The organism is Nocardia sp. NPDC059240, from assembly GCF_042753865.1.
Taxonomy (GTDB): Bacteria; Actinomycetota; Actinomycetes; order Mycobacteriales; family Mycobacteriaceae; genus Nocardia.
Genome location: NZ_JBHZAC010000001.1, coordinates 588,391 through 604,158, shown reverse-complemented (window position 1 = coordinate 604,158; position 15,768 = coordinate 588,391). Strand labels below are relative to the sequence as shown.

Genomic DNA, 15,768 nt, shown 5'->3' with positions numbered 1-15,768 from the left:
CGCCAACGCTGTTCGTTGCGGGCAACTCGAGATCACCACCGATCCGCTCGGCGTGATGCTCCGAATCATAGGGCGTGGGCCACGTCCTACGGTTCGCGCGTGCGCGCGAACGCGGACTCCGGGGGACCCACCGTGATCGTTTTTTCGGGCTCGGGGAGTTGCGTCTAACAGCGTCAGAACGGAGTGTTTGATGAGTTCATTGGCCACCGACCGTGTCGACCAATGTTCTTCGGGTGAATTCTCGGCTCAACCTTTCGCGCTCTCTCCCGCGCAATCAGCACTCTGGTACGCCCAGCGCATCCGACCCGACATTCCGCTGACCATCGCGCAATTCGTGGAGATCCACGGCGATCTGGATGTCGGGCGACTGCTGTACGCGATCGAAAGGTTCGGGTCCGAGAGCGAAGTCGGCCACGTCCGGCTGCTCGAGATCGACGGTGTCCCACACCAGGTCATCGACCCCACGTGGCGGCCGGGCTGGGCGCGCATCGATCTGCGCGAGGAACCGGATCCGCGGGCGGCCGCGCGCGCCTGGATGAACGAGCACGCCAGCTCACCCATTGATATCGAGCACGATCCGCTCACCATCAATGTGGTGCTGCGCGTCGGTGATTCGGACTGGATCTGGTACACCCGCGGCCACCACATCGTCATCGACGGCTACGGCGCCATGAACGGCACCACCCGCGCCGCCGAGATCTACACCGCCCTGGAGAACCAGACCGAGCCGGTGGTCTCGCGGGCCACCCCGCTGGCGACCATTTACGGCGATGAGAACCGCTACCGGGATACCAGCCGTTTCGTCACGGACGGCGACTACTGGCGGGAACAGCTCACCGGAACCGGCGAGCCGATCACGCTGTCGGCCAACGGATCGCTGCCCGTGGTGTCGGATGCGGGCCGCCGCAGCGCCACCGCCGTGATCGGCCGCGATGTCGAGGCCGCCATCGAAGCCGCCGCCACCGCACACAACTCCAACTCCTCGGCACTGTTCGTCGCGGCCTTGGCCGGGTACGTGCGGGCCGTCACCGGCACCCAGGACGTGGTGCTGAGCCTGCCGGTTTCCGCGCGCACCACCGTCGCGCTGCGGCGTTCGGGCGGCGTGGTCTCCAATGTGGTGCCCATCCGCGTGCAGTTCGCCGACACCGACTCCGTCGCCGACACCGTGCGCGCCATCGAACTGCAGATCACCGGCGCCCTGCGGCACCAGCGCTACCGCAGTGACGACATTCGCAGAGACTGCGGCTACTCCCGGGATTCACGCGGCTTCTTCGGGCCGATGGTCAATCTCATGCTCTTCCACAGCGAGCTCAAGTTCGGCAGCCTGATGGGCTCGATCAACGTGCTGTCCACCGGCCCGGTCGAGGACCTCTCGATCAACCTCTACAACGGCCTGGGCAATCGCATCCACATCGACTTCGAGGCCAACCCGCGCCTCTACGGCGATGCCGAACTGTCCATGCACCACGGCCGATTCCTGGACTACCTGGCCCGATTCGTCTCCGCCGACCCGGCGACCGTGATCGCCGATATGCCGGTGCTCACCGAGCTGGAACGCGAACGCGTCCTGCACGAATGGAATTCGACCCAGGTGGCCCGGCAGGAGGGCACCCTGGCGGGCCTGTTCGCCGACCGCGCCGCCATGTCCGCGAGCCGGGTCGCCCTCGACTACGAGGGGGAGACCCTCACCTACGCCGCCTTCGACGAGCGCGCCAACCGGCTCGCGCGCGAACTCATCGCGCGCGGCGCGGGCCCCGACACCCTGGTCGGGCTGGCCGTGCGCCGCAGCCTGGACCTGCTGATCGGCATGTACGCCATCGTCAAGGCGGGCGCGGCCTACCTCCCCATCGACCCGGACCATCCGGCCGACCGCATCCAGGCCATCCTGGAACAGGCGCGCCCGCTGTGCGTGCTCACCGCGGCCCGTGACCGGCTCGAACTGCCGCGCAGCGCACCACGATTCGACATCGACACCGCCGACCTGGCACAACGCTCCGGCCGTCCCGTCAACGACGCCGACCGGCACGCCCCGCTGCGCCCGGATCACCTGGCCTATGTCATCTTCACCTCCGGTTCGACCGGGAAGCCCAAGGGTGTCGGCGTCACCCACGCCGCCATCGTGAACCGTTTGCGCTGGATGCAGCACGCCTACCCGCTCGACAGCGCCGATGTGGTGCTGCAGAAGACCCCCGCCACCTTCGACGTGTCGGTGTGGGAGTTCTTCTGGCCGTTGCAGATCGGTGCGCGACTGGTCATCGCCGCCCCCGACGGGCATCGTGATCCGGGCTACCTGGCCCGGATCATCGCTGAGAAGAGCGTCACCACCGCGCATTTCGTGCCGTCCATGCTGTCGGTGTTCCTCACCGACACCGATGTCGCGGGCTGCACCGGGCTGGAGCGCGTGTTCTGCTCGGGTGAGGCGCTGCCCGCGGCGACCGTCGCGGAATTCCATGCCGCGCTGGGCACCGGTCCCGAAGCACCGCAACTGCACAACCTCTACGGCCCCACCGAGGCCGCGGTCGACGTGACCGCCTGGCACTGCACCCCGGGCACCACCGAGGTGCCGATCGGCGCGCCGATCTGGAACACCCGCACCTACGTGCTCGACGCGCGCCTGCAACCCGTCGCCCCCGGTGTCGTGGGTGAGCTGTATCTGGCGGGCGTGCAACTCGCGCGCGGCTACCTCGGACGCGGCGCGCTGACCGCCGACCGGTTCGTCGCCAACCCGTTCACCCCCGGCACCCGCATGTACCGCACCGGTGACCTGGTGCGCTGGCGTGGCAGCGGCCGTTCCGGTGTGCTGGAGTACCTGGGCCGCAGCGACTTCCAGGTCAAGGTGCGCGGCCTGCGCATCGAACTCGGCGAGATCGAGGCCGCCCTGCTCGCCGACGAGCGGGTGGCGCGCGCGGTCTGCGTGGCCCGCCGCGGCCGCGGCGGTGACGAGCTCATCGGTTACGCGGTGGCCGCGCCCGGCGCGGATCCCCTCGACCCGGCCGACCTCAGCGCCGGACTGCGGCGCACCCTGCCCGGCTACATGGTGCCGTCGCTGCTGATGGTCCTCGACGAACTACCGCTGAGCGCCAACGGCAAGGTCGACCGCAAGGCCCTGCCCACACCCGACGCGGGCGCCCGCCGCCCCGTCGCCCGTCCCGCGGCCGCCCCGAGCAATGATGTGGAGCGGCAGCTCACCGGCATCTTCGCCGAGGTCCTCGGTACCGACGAATTCGATGTCCAGGACAGCTTCTTCGACCTGGGCGGCAACTCGCTGACCGCCGCGCGGGCGGTGGCACGGGTCAATGCCGCGCTCGGCGTCTCGCTCACCATCCGCGATCTGTTCGAATCCTCCACCGTCACCGCGCTCGCCGCGCGGCTGGCCGACGCCCGCCCGGAACAGGCCTCCCCGAAACTGGTGGCCGGTCCACGCCCGCAACAGGTTCCGCTCTCGCTGGCTCAGCAGCGATTGTGGATCCTCAACCGTTTCGCCGAGCACGCCGCCGCGTACAACATGCCGCTGGCCGTGAAACTGACCGGGCCGCTGGACATTGCGTCGCTGCGCGCCGGACTCGTGGATGTGCTGGCCCGGCACGAGAGCCTGCGCACCACCTTCCCCGACACCCCCGACGGCCCGTGCCAGCTGGTGCATCCGGCCGCCGAGATCCCGCTCACCCTCGACCCGATCGACGCCGTAGGCTCCGACGTGGTCGCCCTCGCCACCGAATTCGCCGGGTACGGTTTCGATCTGCGCAGCCAGGCCCCCGTGCGGGTGGCGCTCTACGCCACCGGTCCCGACTCCTACCTGTTCCTGATGGTGCTGCACCACATCAGCGGCGACGGCTGGTCCATCGCCCCGCTGACCCGCGACATCATGACCGCCGTCGCCGCCCGCGCCGGCGGCGCCGCCCCCGCCTGGACGCCGCTGCCCGTGCAGTACGCGGATTTCGCGCTGTGGCAACGCGAACTGCTCGGCGACGAGGCCGACCCGGCCAGCGCGCTGGCCCGACAGCTCGCCTACTGGCGGGCCGCCCTGGCGGATCTGCCCGATCAGCTCGACCTGCCGCTGGATCGTCCGCGTCCGCGGCAGCGCTCCACCGACGGCGGCACCGTCGAATTCACCATTCCCGCGCCCACCCGCACCGCGTTGGCCGCCGTGGCCGCCGAACGCGGGGTGTCCACTTTCATGGTGTTGCACGCCGCGCTCGCGACAGTGCTTGCGCGCCTGTGCAACACCACCGATATCGCCATCGGCACCCCGATCGCCGGGCGCAGCGATCCCGCGCTCGACGAGCTGGTCGGCATGTTCGTCAACACCCTGGTGTTGCGCACCCGGGTGGATCCGGCCGCCGGATTCGACCGCATGCTCACCGAGGTCCGCGACACCGACCTCAACGCCTTCGCCAATGCCGACGTGCCGTTCGAGCGGCTGGTCGAGGTGGTCAATCCGGAACGTTCCGCGGCCCGGCACCCGCTGTTCCAGGTCATGCTGTCCTACGACAGCAGCCCCGAACTGCGCATCGACCTGCCCGGGGTGGACACCGAGGTGGTCGAGATGGCCACCGATATCGCCAAATTCGACCTGCAACTGACCGTGCACGAACCCGCCGGTACCCCCGGCGAGGAAGCGCCGCTCACCGCCGAATTCGGGTATGCCGCCGACGTTTTCGACCACGCCACGGTCGAGGCCATCGCGCGGCGCTTCGGCGCGGTGCTCGCCGCGGCCGTCGCCGACCCGTCCGTCCCGGTCGGCGACCTGCCGCTGCTGGACACCCGGGAGACCGCGAAACTGGTCCCCATCATGGGTTCTCCCGCCGAACCCGCCGTCACCCTGGCCCGGCTGCTCACCGACACCGCCGAACGCGTCCCGGACGCGGTGGCCGTGCGGTATCTCGGCACCGACACCACCTATCGGGAGCTCGACGAGCGGTCCAACCGGCTGGCGCGCGTGCTCATCGAGCACGGCGCGGGCCCGGAGGTCGTGGTGGCCATCGCGCTGCCGCGCGGCGTCGACAGCATTCTCGCGGTGTGGGCGGTCGCGAAAACCGGTGCGGCGTATGTGCCGATCGATCCGGACTACCCGGCCGACCGCATCGCCCATATGCTCGCCGACTCCGGCGCGATGCTCGCCATCACCGACGCCGAACGCCACGCCGATATGCCCGACTGGCCGCGTAATCGGGGGCGGCACCGCAAGAACTACGTGGACTGGCTGCTGCTGGGCTCCGAGCAACTGGCCGAGGAGTGCGCGCAGTTCCCGGCGACGGCTGTCACCGACGCGGACCGTCACCACCCGTTGCGGACCGGCGGACCGGCGTATCTCATCTACACCTCCGGTTCCACCGGTCAGCCCAAGGCCGTGGTGGTCACCAATGCGGGCATTGCGTCGCTGGCGCACGAGCAGATGCACCTGTTCAAGGTCACCGATTCGGCTCGTACCCTGCACTTCTCGTCGCCGAGTTTCGACGCGTCGGTGCTGGAACTGCTGCTGGGATTCGCGGCCGGGGCCACCATCGTGGTCGCGCCGGCGGGCATCTTCGGCGGTATCGAACTCGCGCGCATCCTGCGTGAGGAGCGGGTGACGCACGCCTTCGTCACCCCCGCAGCCCTGGGCACCGTGCCCACCGAGGATCTGCCCGAACTCGAGGCGGTCATCGTCGGTGGTGAAGCCTGCCCCGAGGAGCTCGTGAAGGTCTGGACCGCACCGGATTCCCGGCCCGGCCACCCGGCGCGGCGCATGCACAACATGTACGGGCCGTCCGAGGCGACCGTCGCCGCCACCGCCACCGGGCCCATGCTCGCCGGACGGCCGGTGCCGATCGGCCTGCCCGTGCGCGGCATGCGACTGTTCGTGCTCGACGGCCGCCTGCATCCGGTGCCGCCGGGTGTCGCGGGCGAGCTGTACCTGTCCGGACCCGGTCTGGCGCGCGGCTATCTGGGCCGGCACGGCATGACCGCGCAACGGTTCCCGGCCAACCCGCACGGCCGTCGCGGCGAACGCATGTACCGCACCGGCGATCTCGTGGTCGCCGACGGCACCGGGCAGCTGCGCTTCCTGGGTCGCGCCGACGACCAGATCAAGATCCGTGGCTTCCGCATCGAACTGCGCGAGATCGACCACGTGCTGGCCGGGCATCCGGGCGTCACGTTTGCACTCACGCTGGTGCATCACGACGAGCGCGGAATCCCGCGCCTGGTCGCGTATCTCACCGCCGACACCGAACTCGACCCGGCCGCGGTCCTCGAGACCGCGCGCGGACGGCTGCCCGGCTACATGGTGCCCTCGGCGCTGACCATCCTCGAGACCGTGCCGGTCACCCCGTCCGGCAAGCTCGACCGCAAGGCGCTGCCCGCACCGGAATTCGTGGCCGCCGCACCCACCCGTGCCCCGGAAACCGAACTGGAACAACAGGTCGCGCTGGTATTCGGCACCGTGCTGGGTGGCACGGTCCCCGGTGCGGAGGACAACTTCTTCGAGATCGGCGGCAACTCGCTGCTCGCCACCCGCCTGACCGCGGCCCTGCACACCGAATTCGGTGTCGAGTTGCCGGTGCGCGCGGTGTTCGAGGCCCCGACCGTCGCGGGCGTGGCCGCCAAACTCGCGGAAGCGCCCCGGACGCAGCGTGTCGCGCTGGCTGTGCACGCACCGCGTCCGGAGCGCGTACCACTGTCGCTGCCGCAACAGCGACTGTGGTTCCTCAACAGATATTCCCCCGAATCCAGTGCCTACAACATTGCGTTCGTGCTGCGGATCGACGGCGATCCGGATATCGACGCCCTGCGGGCCGCGCTCGCCGACGTGGTGGAACGCCACGAGGTGCTGCGCACCGTCTTCCCCGAGGACGAACAGGGCGCCTATCAGATGGTGCTCGACACCGCCCGCTGCCTGCCGGTGCTCGACCCGGTGGAGGCCGACGAGGTCGGCGCGCGGACCGCGTTGCGCTCGCTGGCACGGCGCGGCTTCGACCTGACCCGCGAGATCCCGCTGCGAATGACCCTGTTGCGCACCGGGAATCGTCGTCATCTGCTCGGCATCGCGCTGCACCACATCGCCGCCGACGGCTGGTCGCTGGCCCCGCTCACCCGGGATCTGGCCATCGCCTACACCGCCCGCCACGGCGGCGCGGCCCCGGCTTGGACGCCACTGCCGGTGCAGTACGCCGACTTCAGCCTGTGGCAGCGCGAAATCCTGGGCCGCGACAGCGATGCCGAGAGCGCCGCCGCCGCACAGTTGGCCTACTGGCGTTCCGCGCTGGCCGACCTGCCCGAGGAACTGCCGCTGCCCTACGATCGGTCGCGCCCGGCCGAACCGACCGGGCGGGCCGGGGCGGTGCGCTTCGAGGTGCCGGAAGAGTTGCAGCGCAAGCTCGCCGACGTCGCCCGCAGCCACGGGGTCAGCCTGTTCATGGTGCTGCGCTCCACCCTGGCGGTGCTGTTGCGTGCCGTCACCGGCGGCCGCGACGTGGTCATCGGCACCGCCGTGGCCGGTCGTACCGACACCCGGCTCGACGATCTGGTCGGCATGTTCGTCAATACGCTGATCCTGCGTTCCGATGTCGATCCCGACCGGTCCTTCGCCGAACTGCTGCAGGCCGACCGCGATACCGAACTGGCCGCCATGGCGCACGCCGAGGTGCCCTACGAGCGGGTCGTGGAGGAACTGCAATCCGAGGCGGGGGAGCGTTCCCGCCGTTACGGGGCGCGCCCACTGCTGCAGGTCGCCCTCACCGTGCAGGACACGCCCGTGCCCGCGCTGCGGCTGCCCGGATTGTCGTTGCAGGCCGAGGAACTCGATATCGCGCTGGCCAAATTCGACCTGGAACTGCGGGTGCTGCCCGGTACCGGCGAGCCCGGCGACCACGACCGCGCCTTCGAATTCGTCTACGCCGCCGAACTGTTCGACCAGTCGAGCGTGGAAACCCTGGCCGAACGCCTGGTCCGGGTGCTCGACGCGATCGCCGCCGACCCGCGCCGCCGGGTGCGCGACATCGACGCCCGCACCGCGCTCGAACGCGAAATGCTCACCCCCGCCTGGGGTCCCGCGCCCGAACCGCAGTGCAGCCTGGCCGCCTACTTCGCGGCCACCGCGCACCTCAATGCCAACCGGGTGTTCCTGCGCTTCGACGACACCGAACTCACCTACCTGGAATCCGACGTCTACTCCAACCGGCTGGCGCGGGCCCTCATCGATCGCGGCCTCGGCCCCGGCGACCGGGTGGCCCTGGGCCTGACCCGGTCGGTGGAATCGGTGCTGTCGGCGCTGGCCGTCGCCAAGTGCGGGGCCGCGTTCGTGCCCGTCGACCCCAACTATCCGGCGGATCGGGTGCGGCACATGCTCACCGACTCCGGCTGCCGGGTCGGGATCAGCATGACCGAGCACGCACCGGACCTCTACACCGCCGCCGGTGACCATCGGGTCGACTGGCTGCTGCTCGACGACGCCGAACTCCTCGACGAACTCGAGGTGCTCGACGACGGACCCGTCACCGACGCCGAACGCGCCTCCACCCTGTGGACCGCCGACCTCGCCTACGTCATCTACACCTCCGGCTCGACCGGAAAACCCAAGGGCGTGGCCGTCACTCACGGCGGCCTGTCCAACTTCGCCGACGAGATCCGCGACCGCATGCGGGTCGACCGGGACTCGCGGACCATGCACTTCTCGTCCCCGAGCTTCGACGCCGCCATCTTCGACCTGCTGCTCGCGGTCGGTGCCGGCGCGACCATGATCATCGTCCCGCCCGACGTGTACGGCGGCGACGAACTGGCCGCCCTGATGGATCGCGAGGAGATCAGCCACACCTTCATGACACCGGCCGCGCTGGCCACCATCGACCGGGAACGCTGGGCGCTGCCGCACCTGCGCGCCGTCATGGTCGGCGGGGAGGCCTGTGGGCCGGAACTGGTGGCGCGCTGGGCACCCGGACGCACGATGTTCAACGGGTACGGGCCCACCGAGACCACCGTGGTCGTCACCATCGCCGGACCGCTGGTCGTCGGCGAACCCGTCACCATCGGCAACCTGGTGCGCGGGGCGCGTGCCCTGGTCCTCGACGAGCGCCTGCGGCCCGTCCCGGTCGGGGTGCCCGGTGAGCTCTACATCGGCGGACAGGGCGGTGCGCGCGGCTATTTCGACCGGCTCGCGCTCACGGCCGCCCGCTTCGTGGCCGATCCGTACGGTCCCGAAGGGGCCCGGCTCTACCGCACCGGCGATGTGGTGCGCTGGACCGCGGCCGGGGACATCGTGTACCTGGGCCGCAGCGATCACCAGGTCAAGGTGCGCGGCTTCCGCATCGAACTCGGCGAGATCGACGCCGTGCTCACCACGCATCGCGCGATCCAGTTCGCCCACACCGAGGTTCGCGAGATCGCCGGGGTGCAGCGCATCGTGTCCTATGCGCTGCCGACCGACGTGACCGCCACCCCGGACCTCGAGGAACTGCGCACGCACTGCGCCAAGCACCTTCCGGCGCACATGGTTCCGTCGGCCATCACCCTGCTCGACCACATTCCGCTCACCCCGGTCGGCAAGCTCGACCGCGACGCCCTGCCGCAACCCCAAGCGGTCGTCGCCGTGGTCTCGCGGGATCCGGAGACCGAGACCGAGCGCCTGGTCGCCGAGGTGATGGGGGAGCTGGTCGGGGCCGAGGCCCTCGGCGCGGACGACAGCTTCTTCGAGGTCGGCGGAAACTCGCTGCTGGCCACCCAATTGGTGGCCCGGCTCGCCACCGCCACCGGGGTACGCCTGGAAGTGCGGGCGGTATTCGCCGCACCGACCGTCGCCGGGCTCGCCATCGCCCTCGACACCGGCTCCACCTCGGCGGATCTGCGGCCCGAACCGCGCAAACGCACTCGGCCCGCGCAGATCCCGCTCTCGGCAGCGCAACGGCGACTGTGGTTCCTGGAGCAGTTCAACGCGGGCGAGCAGGGAGAAGCCTTGGGGGCGTACAACGTTCCCGTCGCCCTGCGCCTGCACGGCGAACTCGACATCCCGGCACTGCGTGCGGCCCTGCACGAGGTGCAGCGCCGACACGAAACCCTGCGCACCGTCTTCCCCGAGATCGACGGCGAACCCTGCCAGCAGATCCTGGAACCGGGCGACGCTGCGGTCACCCTGCCATTGCGCACCGTGCCGGAAACCGAGGTGCCCACCGAGATTCGCCGCGTCACCGCCGGCGGCTTCGACCTGGCCACCGACATTCCGTTGCGCGCCGCCCTGCTGCGCATCGCGGGCGGCAAGACCGAGCACGTGCTGGTGCTGGTGGTGCATCACATCGCCATGGACGGCTGGTCACTGCAGCCGCTGGCCGCCGACGTGGCCGCCGCCTACCGGGCGCACGCGGGCAAGACCGGACTCGAATGGCCCGAATTGCCCATCCAGTACGCCGATTACACGCTGTGGCAGCAGGATGTGCTGGGCCGCGAGGACGATCCGGAGTCGGTGATCAGCCGCCAGCTCGACTACTGGCGACGCGCCCTCGACGGTCTGCCGGAACTGCTTGCAGTGCCTGCAGATCGGCCACGACCGCCGGTTCCGACCTACCGCGGCGGCACCGTCGAATGCACCCTGGACGCGTTCACCCACCGTGAGCTGCAGATGTTGGCGGCCGAGCACGGCGTCACCATGTTCATGGTGCTGCACGCGGCACTCGTGGCACTGTTGCATCGACTGACCTCCGGCGACGATATCGCCGTCGGCACACCCATTGCGGGGCGCGGACATCCGGCACTGGATCGCCTGGTCGGCATGTTCGTCGGGACGCTCGTGCTGCGCACCCATCTCGACGGCGGGGCCGCGTTCGCGGAGCTGCTGCATGCGGTCCGCGACACCGACCTGGAAGCCTTCGCACACGCCGACGTCCCGTTCGAGCGCCTGGTCGAGGTGCTCAATCCGGTGCGCTCGCAGGCACATCACCCGATGTTCCAGGTCATGCTGTCGGTGCAGAACCAGCCCGTGCGGGTACTGGAACTGCCGGGGATGCGCATCGAAGCCGACGACGCCGATCCGGGCATCGCCAAATTCGATCTGCAGTTCACGCTCACCGAATCCTGGACCGCCAACCGCGAACCCGACGGCATCACCGTGTCGGTCAACTACGCCGAAGACCTGTTCGAGGCGGTGACCGCGCAACGGCTCGCACAGCGCTTCGTGCGGTTGCTCGGCGCGGCCGCGGCGAATCCGGCCCTGGCCGTGGGCGATCTGGAACTCCTGGACTCGGCCGAATGGTCGGCGCTGGCACCGGTGCGCGGCACCGAACCCGGGCTGCCCATCACCTTCCCGGAGGTGTTCGAGGCCGCCGCCAACCTCAACCGTTCGGCCATCGCGGTCCGCTCGGCCGGCACCCAGATCTCCTACGACGCCCTCGACCGCTGGACCAACCGGCTCGCGCGGGTGCTCATCGGCTACGGCGTCGGCCCGGAAACCCTGGTCGCCATGGGGATTCCGCGCTCGGCCGAATCGGTGGCGGTCATGCTGGCCATCGCCAAGGCCGGGGCCGCGTTCGTGCCCGTCGACCCGAACTATCCGGAGCAGCGCATCAGCCACATGCTGCTGGATTCCGGTGCGGCCGTGGGCATCACGCTGTCGTCGTATCGGGAGCGCATGCCCGACGGGGCCAACTGGACCGTGCTGGACGCGCCCTCGTTCCGGCGGCGCGTGCTGGCCACCTCCGACTCGCCGATCGTGGACGCCGAACGCACCACCGCGCTGCGCATGGACAACCCGGCCTACGTCATCTACACCTCGGGCTCCACCGGCATCCCCAAGGGCGTGGTCGTCACCCACGGCGGCCTGTCCAACTTCGCCGCCGAGACCGCGCACCGCTTCGACGTCGGCCCCGGCTGCCGCGTCCTGCATTTCGCGACACCGAGTTTCGACGCCGCCATGCTGGATCTGCTGCTCGCCCTCGGCGGTGCGGCCACCCTGGTGATCACGCCGCCCGGCGTGGTCGGCGGGGAGGAACTGGGGCAGGTGTTCATCGAGGAAGGCATCACCCATGCCTTCATCACCACCTCGGCGCTGGGCACCGTCGACCCGACCGGCGTGACCGCACTGCGGCACGTGCTGGTCGGCGGCGAGGCGCTGCCACCGGATCTGGTCACCCGGTGGGCCCCGGGCCGCAAGCTCTACAACGTGTACGGGCCGACGGAAACCACCATCGTCACGGTGATCTCGCAGCCCATGGCACCCGGCGGGCACATCACCATCGGCGGACCCATCCGCGGCGTCGGCGCCAGCGTGCTCGACGCGCGCCTGCACCCCGCGCCCGGCGGGGTCACCGGTGAACTGCATCTGGCCGGCGCCGCCCTGGCCCGCGGCTACCTGCGGCGGCCCGGGATGACCGCGCAACGCTTCGTGGCCAACCCCTTCGGCAAGCCGGGCGAGCGCATGTACCGCACCGGCGACCTGGTGCGGTGGGTCGAACGCGGCGGGCGCGGACGGGATCTGGAGTACGTGGGCCGCACCGACCATCAGGTCAAGATCCGCGGCTTCCGCATCGAACTCGGCGAGATCGACGCGGCGCTGGCCAAGCACGCGGCCGTCGAATTCGCCACCACCATCGGGCATCGCACCCCGGCCGGATCCACCGCGCTGGTCGCCTATGTGAAGCCGCGCACCGGGACCGCGCCGAGTGCGGCCGAACTGACCGCGCACGTGGCCGAACTGGTGCCCAACTACATGGTCCCGCAGTCGATCATGCTGCTGGACCGGGTGCCGCTCTCACCGGTCGGCAAGCTCGATCGAAAGGCGCTGCCGGAACCGGTGTTCGCGGCCCGCGAGGGCTACCGGGCACCGTCCACCCCGATCGAAGCGGCGCTGTGTGCCGCGTTCGCGCAGGTGCTCGGCATGGACCAGTCCGACTCGCCGCGCCTGGTCGGAGCCGACGACGGGTTCTTCGAACTCGGCGGCAACTCGCTGCTGGCTACCAAGGTGGTGGCGGCGTTGCGGGCCGAGGGCATCGACCTGCCGGTGCAGGCCATGTTCGGCGACTCCACCCCGGCGGCCATCGCCGGACGGCTCGCCGACGCCAAGGGTGACGCCGGGGCGGCGCTGGCCGCGGCCTTGGGTGCGGTGCTGCCGCTGCGTCCCGGCACGGACTCCGGTGTGCCGCCGCTGTTCTGCGTGCATCCCGCGATCGGCCTGTCCTGGTGCTTCGCCGGGCTGCTCTCGCAGCTGCCGCACGAACGACCGGTCTACGGGTTGCAGGCCCCGCACGTGGCGGGCGAGGAAAGCCACAGCACCATCGCCGAAGCCGCGAAATACTATGTCGCACACATGAAGTCGGTGCAGCCGGACGGTCCGTACCATGTGCTGGGCTGGTCGCTGGGCGGGCTCATCGCCCACGAGGTGGCCGTGCAGCTGCAGCAGGGCGGCGACGAAGTAGCGCTGCTGGCGCTGATGGACAGCTACCAGCTTTCGGATCAGTGGCTCGAACAGGCGGTGCCGTCGGTGTCGGCGATCATCGCCGAATTCGGCAGCGACCTGCTCGGCGGCGACGCGGAGATCGACTCGCGCATGACCCTGCACGAGGCGGCCGAACTGCTGCGCAGCCGGTCCGGGCCGTTCGCGGCGCTCACCGTCGACCATCTGGAACGGCTCTACACCGGCTACGAGAACGGCGCGGAGCAGGCACACGGGTTCGCACCGCACATCTTCGACGGCGACATGCTGTTCTTCACCGCCGCCGACGACGAGATCAACCGGGCCGACCCGGAGCGTTGCGCCGCGGCCTGGGAGCCCTACGTCACCGGCGTCGTACACGACCAGCTGGTGCGCTGCACGCACGCCGGCATGACCACGCCGGAATCCCTCGCCGTCATCGGGCCGGTGTTGCGGGATCAGTTGGCGGCCATCGACGCCCGGCGGGAGGGGGACCGATGAGTCTCGCGGTGGAAGTACAAGGGCTGGTGAAGTATTACGGCAAGGTGCGGGTGCTCGACGGGATCGATCTGTCGATCCCGTCCGGCACCGTGATGGGGTTGCTCGGGCCCAACGGCGCGGGCAAGACCACCACCGTGCGCATCGTCACCACCTTGCTACGCCCGAGTTCGGGCACGGTTCATGTTGCGGGCGTGGATGTTCTGAAGAATCCGGCGCGGGCCCGCACCCGGCTGGGCCTGTCCGGGCAGTACGCGGCCATCGACGCCAACCTGTCCGGGTTCGAGAACTTGCGCATGGTGGCGCGGCTCTACGGCATGAACCATCGCCGGGCCGCCGAACGCGCCGAGGAACTGCTCACCGTGCTCGGCCTCGAACACGCGGCCGGGCGACGCGCGGGCACCTACTCCGGCGGTATGGCCCGGCGGCTGGACCTGGCCGGGGCGCTGGTGTGCAGACCCCCGGTGGTCGTGCTCGACGAGCCGACCACCGGCCTGGACCCGCGCGGCCGCCTCGACATGTGGCGGGTCATCGGCGAACTCGTCGACGACGGCACCACCGTGCTGCTCACCACCCAATACCTCGAGGAAGCCGACCTCCTCGCCGACCGCATCACCGTCATCGACCGCGGACGGGTCATCGCCCGCGGATCGGCCGACGAACTCAAGACCTCCATCGGCGGTGACAAGCTCACCGTCACCCTCGCCGCCGGACAGGACCCGGCACCCGCGCGCCGCGTGCTCGCCGGAATCGGCATCGGCGAGCCCGAAACCGCCGAGGGCACAGACGAACTCACCGTCGTCGTCGGCGACGGCACCCGCACCATGGTCGAGGCGCTGCGCCGCCTCGACGACGCGGGCGTCTGCGTCATCGACGCGACCGTGCACCGGCCCAGCCTCGACGACGTGTTCCTGTCGCTCACCGGCCGCTCCGCCGAACGCAAGTCCGCCGCCATCCTGCCCGAGCCCGTCCAAGAGGAGATCCTGTCGTGACGACGCTCCCCGCCGAGCCCGCCGCACCCACCACCGACCCCACCGCCGAGGAGCACGGTCGCCACCGCGCCTCCGGGCCCGCGATCCTGCTACCCCGGGTGGTGCGCGACAGCGCGATCGTCGCCTATCGCAACCTGCTCACCATCCTGCGGGTGCCCACCCTGCTGGTGACCGCCACCATCCAGCCGCTGATGTTCGTATTCCTGTTCGCCTACATCTTCGGGGCGTCACTGGGCGGCAGTCAGTACCGGGAGTTCCTGCTGGCCGGAATCTTCACGCAGACAGTCGCTTTCAACGCCGCGTTCACCACTGTCGGGCTGGCCAACGACCTGCACAAGGGCATCATCGACCGGATGCGGACGCTGCCCATGTCGCGGCTGGCGGTGCTGATGGGACGCACCCTGTCGGATCTGGTGGTCAATATCCTGGCGTTGGCCGTCATGGTCGGCTGCGGGTACGTGGTGGGCTGGCGCATCAACGGCGGCGTCGTGAACGCGGTGCTGGCGTTCGCGGTGATCCTGCTGTTCGCGTTCGCCATGTCGTGGGTGGGCGCCATCACCGGGCTGATGTCGCCGAGCGTCGAGGTGGCCCAGAGTGCCGGGCTCATCTGGCTTTTCCCGCTCACCTTCATCTCCTCGGCATTCATCTCCAGTGAGACGCTGCCGGGGCCGCTGAAGACGGTCGCGGCATGGAATCCGATCACCGCGGTATCGGCGGCCGGGCGCAAACTCTTCGACAACGGGTCACCGCCGTCGTTCAAACCCGCGACCGGGTGGCCCGCCGAGCACTGCGTCGAATACTCGATCTACTGCTCGCTGGCCATCCTCGCCATCGCCGTCCCGGTGGCCGTGCTGCAGTACCGGAAGGTGGCCAGCCACTGAGTGTTCGGTAGTTAACGTGAAACGA

General features: G+C 70.0%; 3 protein-coding genes. All 3 read left to right on the top strand.

Annotated features, from left to right (window positions below; translation table 11 throughout):
• Nucleotides 1-190 precede the first annotated feature (190 nt).
• The 3 genes from ACFXHA_RS02950 to ACFXHA_RS02940 all read left to right on the top strand — a co-directional run bounded on the left by ACFXHA_RS02950 (nt 191) and on the right by ACFXHA_RS02940 (nt 15,743).
• Nucleotides 191-13,873 carry an amino acid adenylation domain-containing protein gene (locus ACFXHA_RS02950; RefSeq protein WP_379352320.1) on the top strand — a complete coding sequence of 4,561 codons (13,683 nt, stop codon included), beginning with the start codon at nt 191-193 and terminating at the stop codon, nt 13,871-13,873.
• A complete protein-coding gene (locus tag ACFXHA_RS02945) occupies nt 13,870-14,862 on the top strand; it encodes an ATP-binding cassette domain-containing protein (RefSeq protein WP_379352319.1) in 993 nt (330 codons plus the stop codon). The genes ACFXHA_RS02950 and ACFXHA_RS02945 overlap by 4 nt, the downstream gene beginning before the upstream one ends.
• A gap of 98 nt (nt 14,863-14,960) precedes the next feature.
• On the top strand, nt 14,961-15,743 hold the full coding sequence (locus ACFXHA_RS02940) for an ABC transporter permease (protein ID WP_379353428.1): 783 nt from the start codon (nt 14,961-14,963) through the stop codon (nt 15,741-15,743).
• The last annotated feature ends 25 nt before the right edge of the window (nt 15,744-15,768 follow it).

What these genes read in the sequence shown, in the direction of transcription:
- ACFXHA_RS02945 (WP_379352319.1), top strand. Translation starts at nt 13,870, where the DNA reads ATGAGTCTCGCGGTGGAAGTACAAGGGCTGGTGAAGTATTACGGCAAG.
- ACFXHA_RS02950 (WP_379352320.1), top strand. Translation starts at nt 191, where the DNA reads ATGAGTTCATTGGCCACCGACCGTGTCGACCAATGTTCTTCGGGTGAA.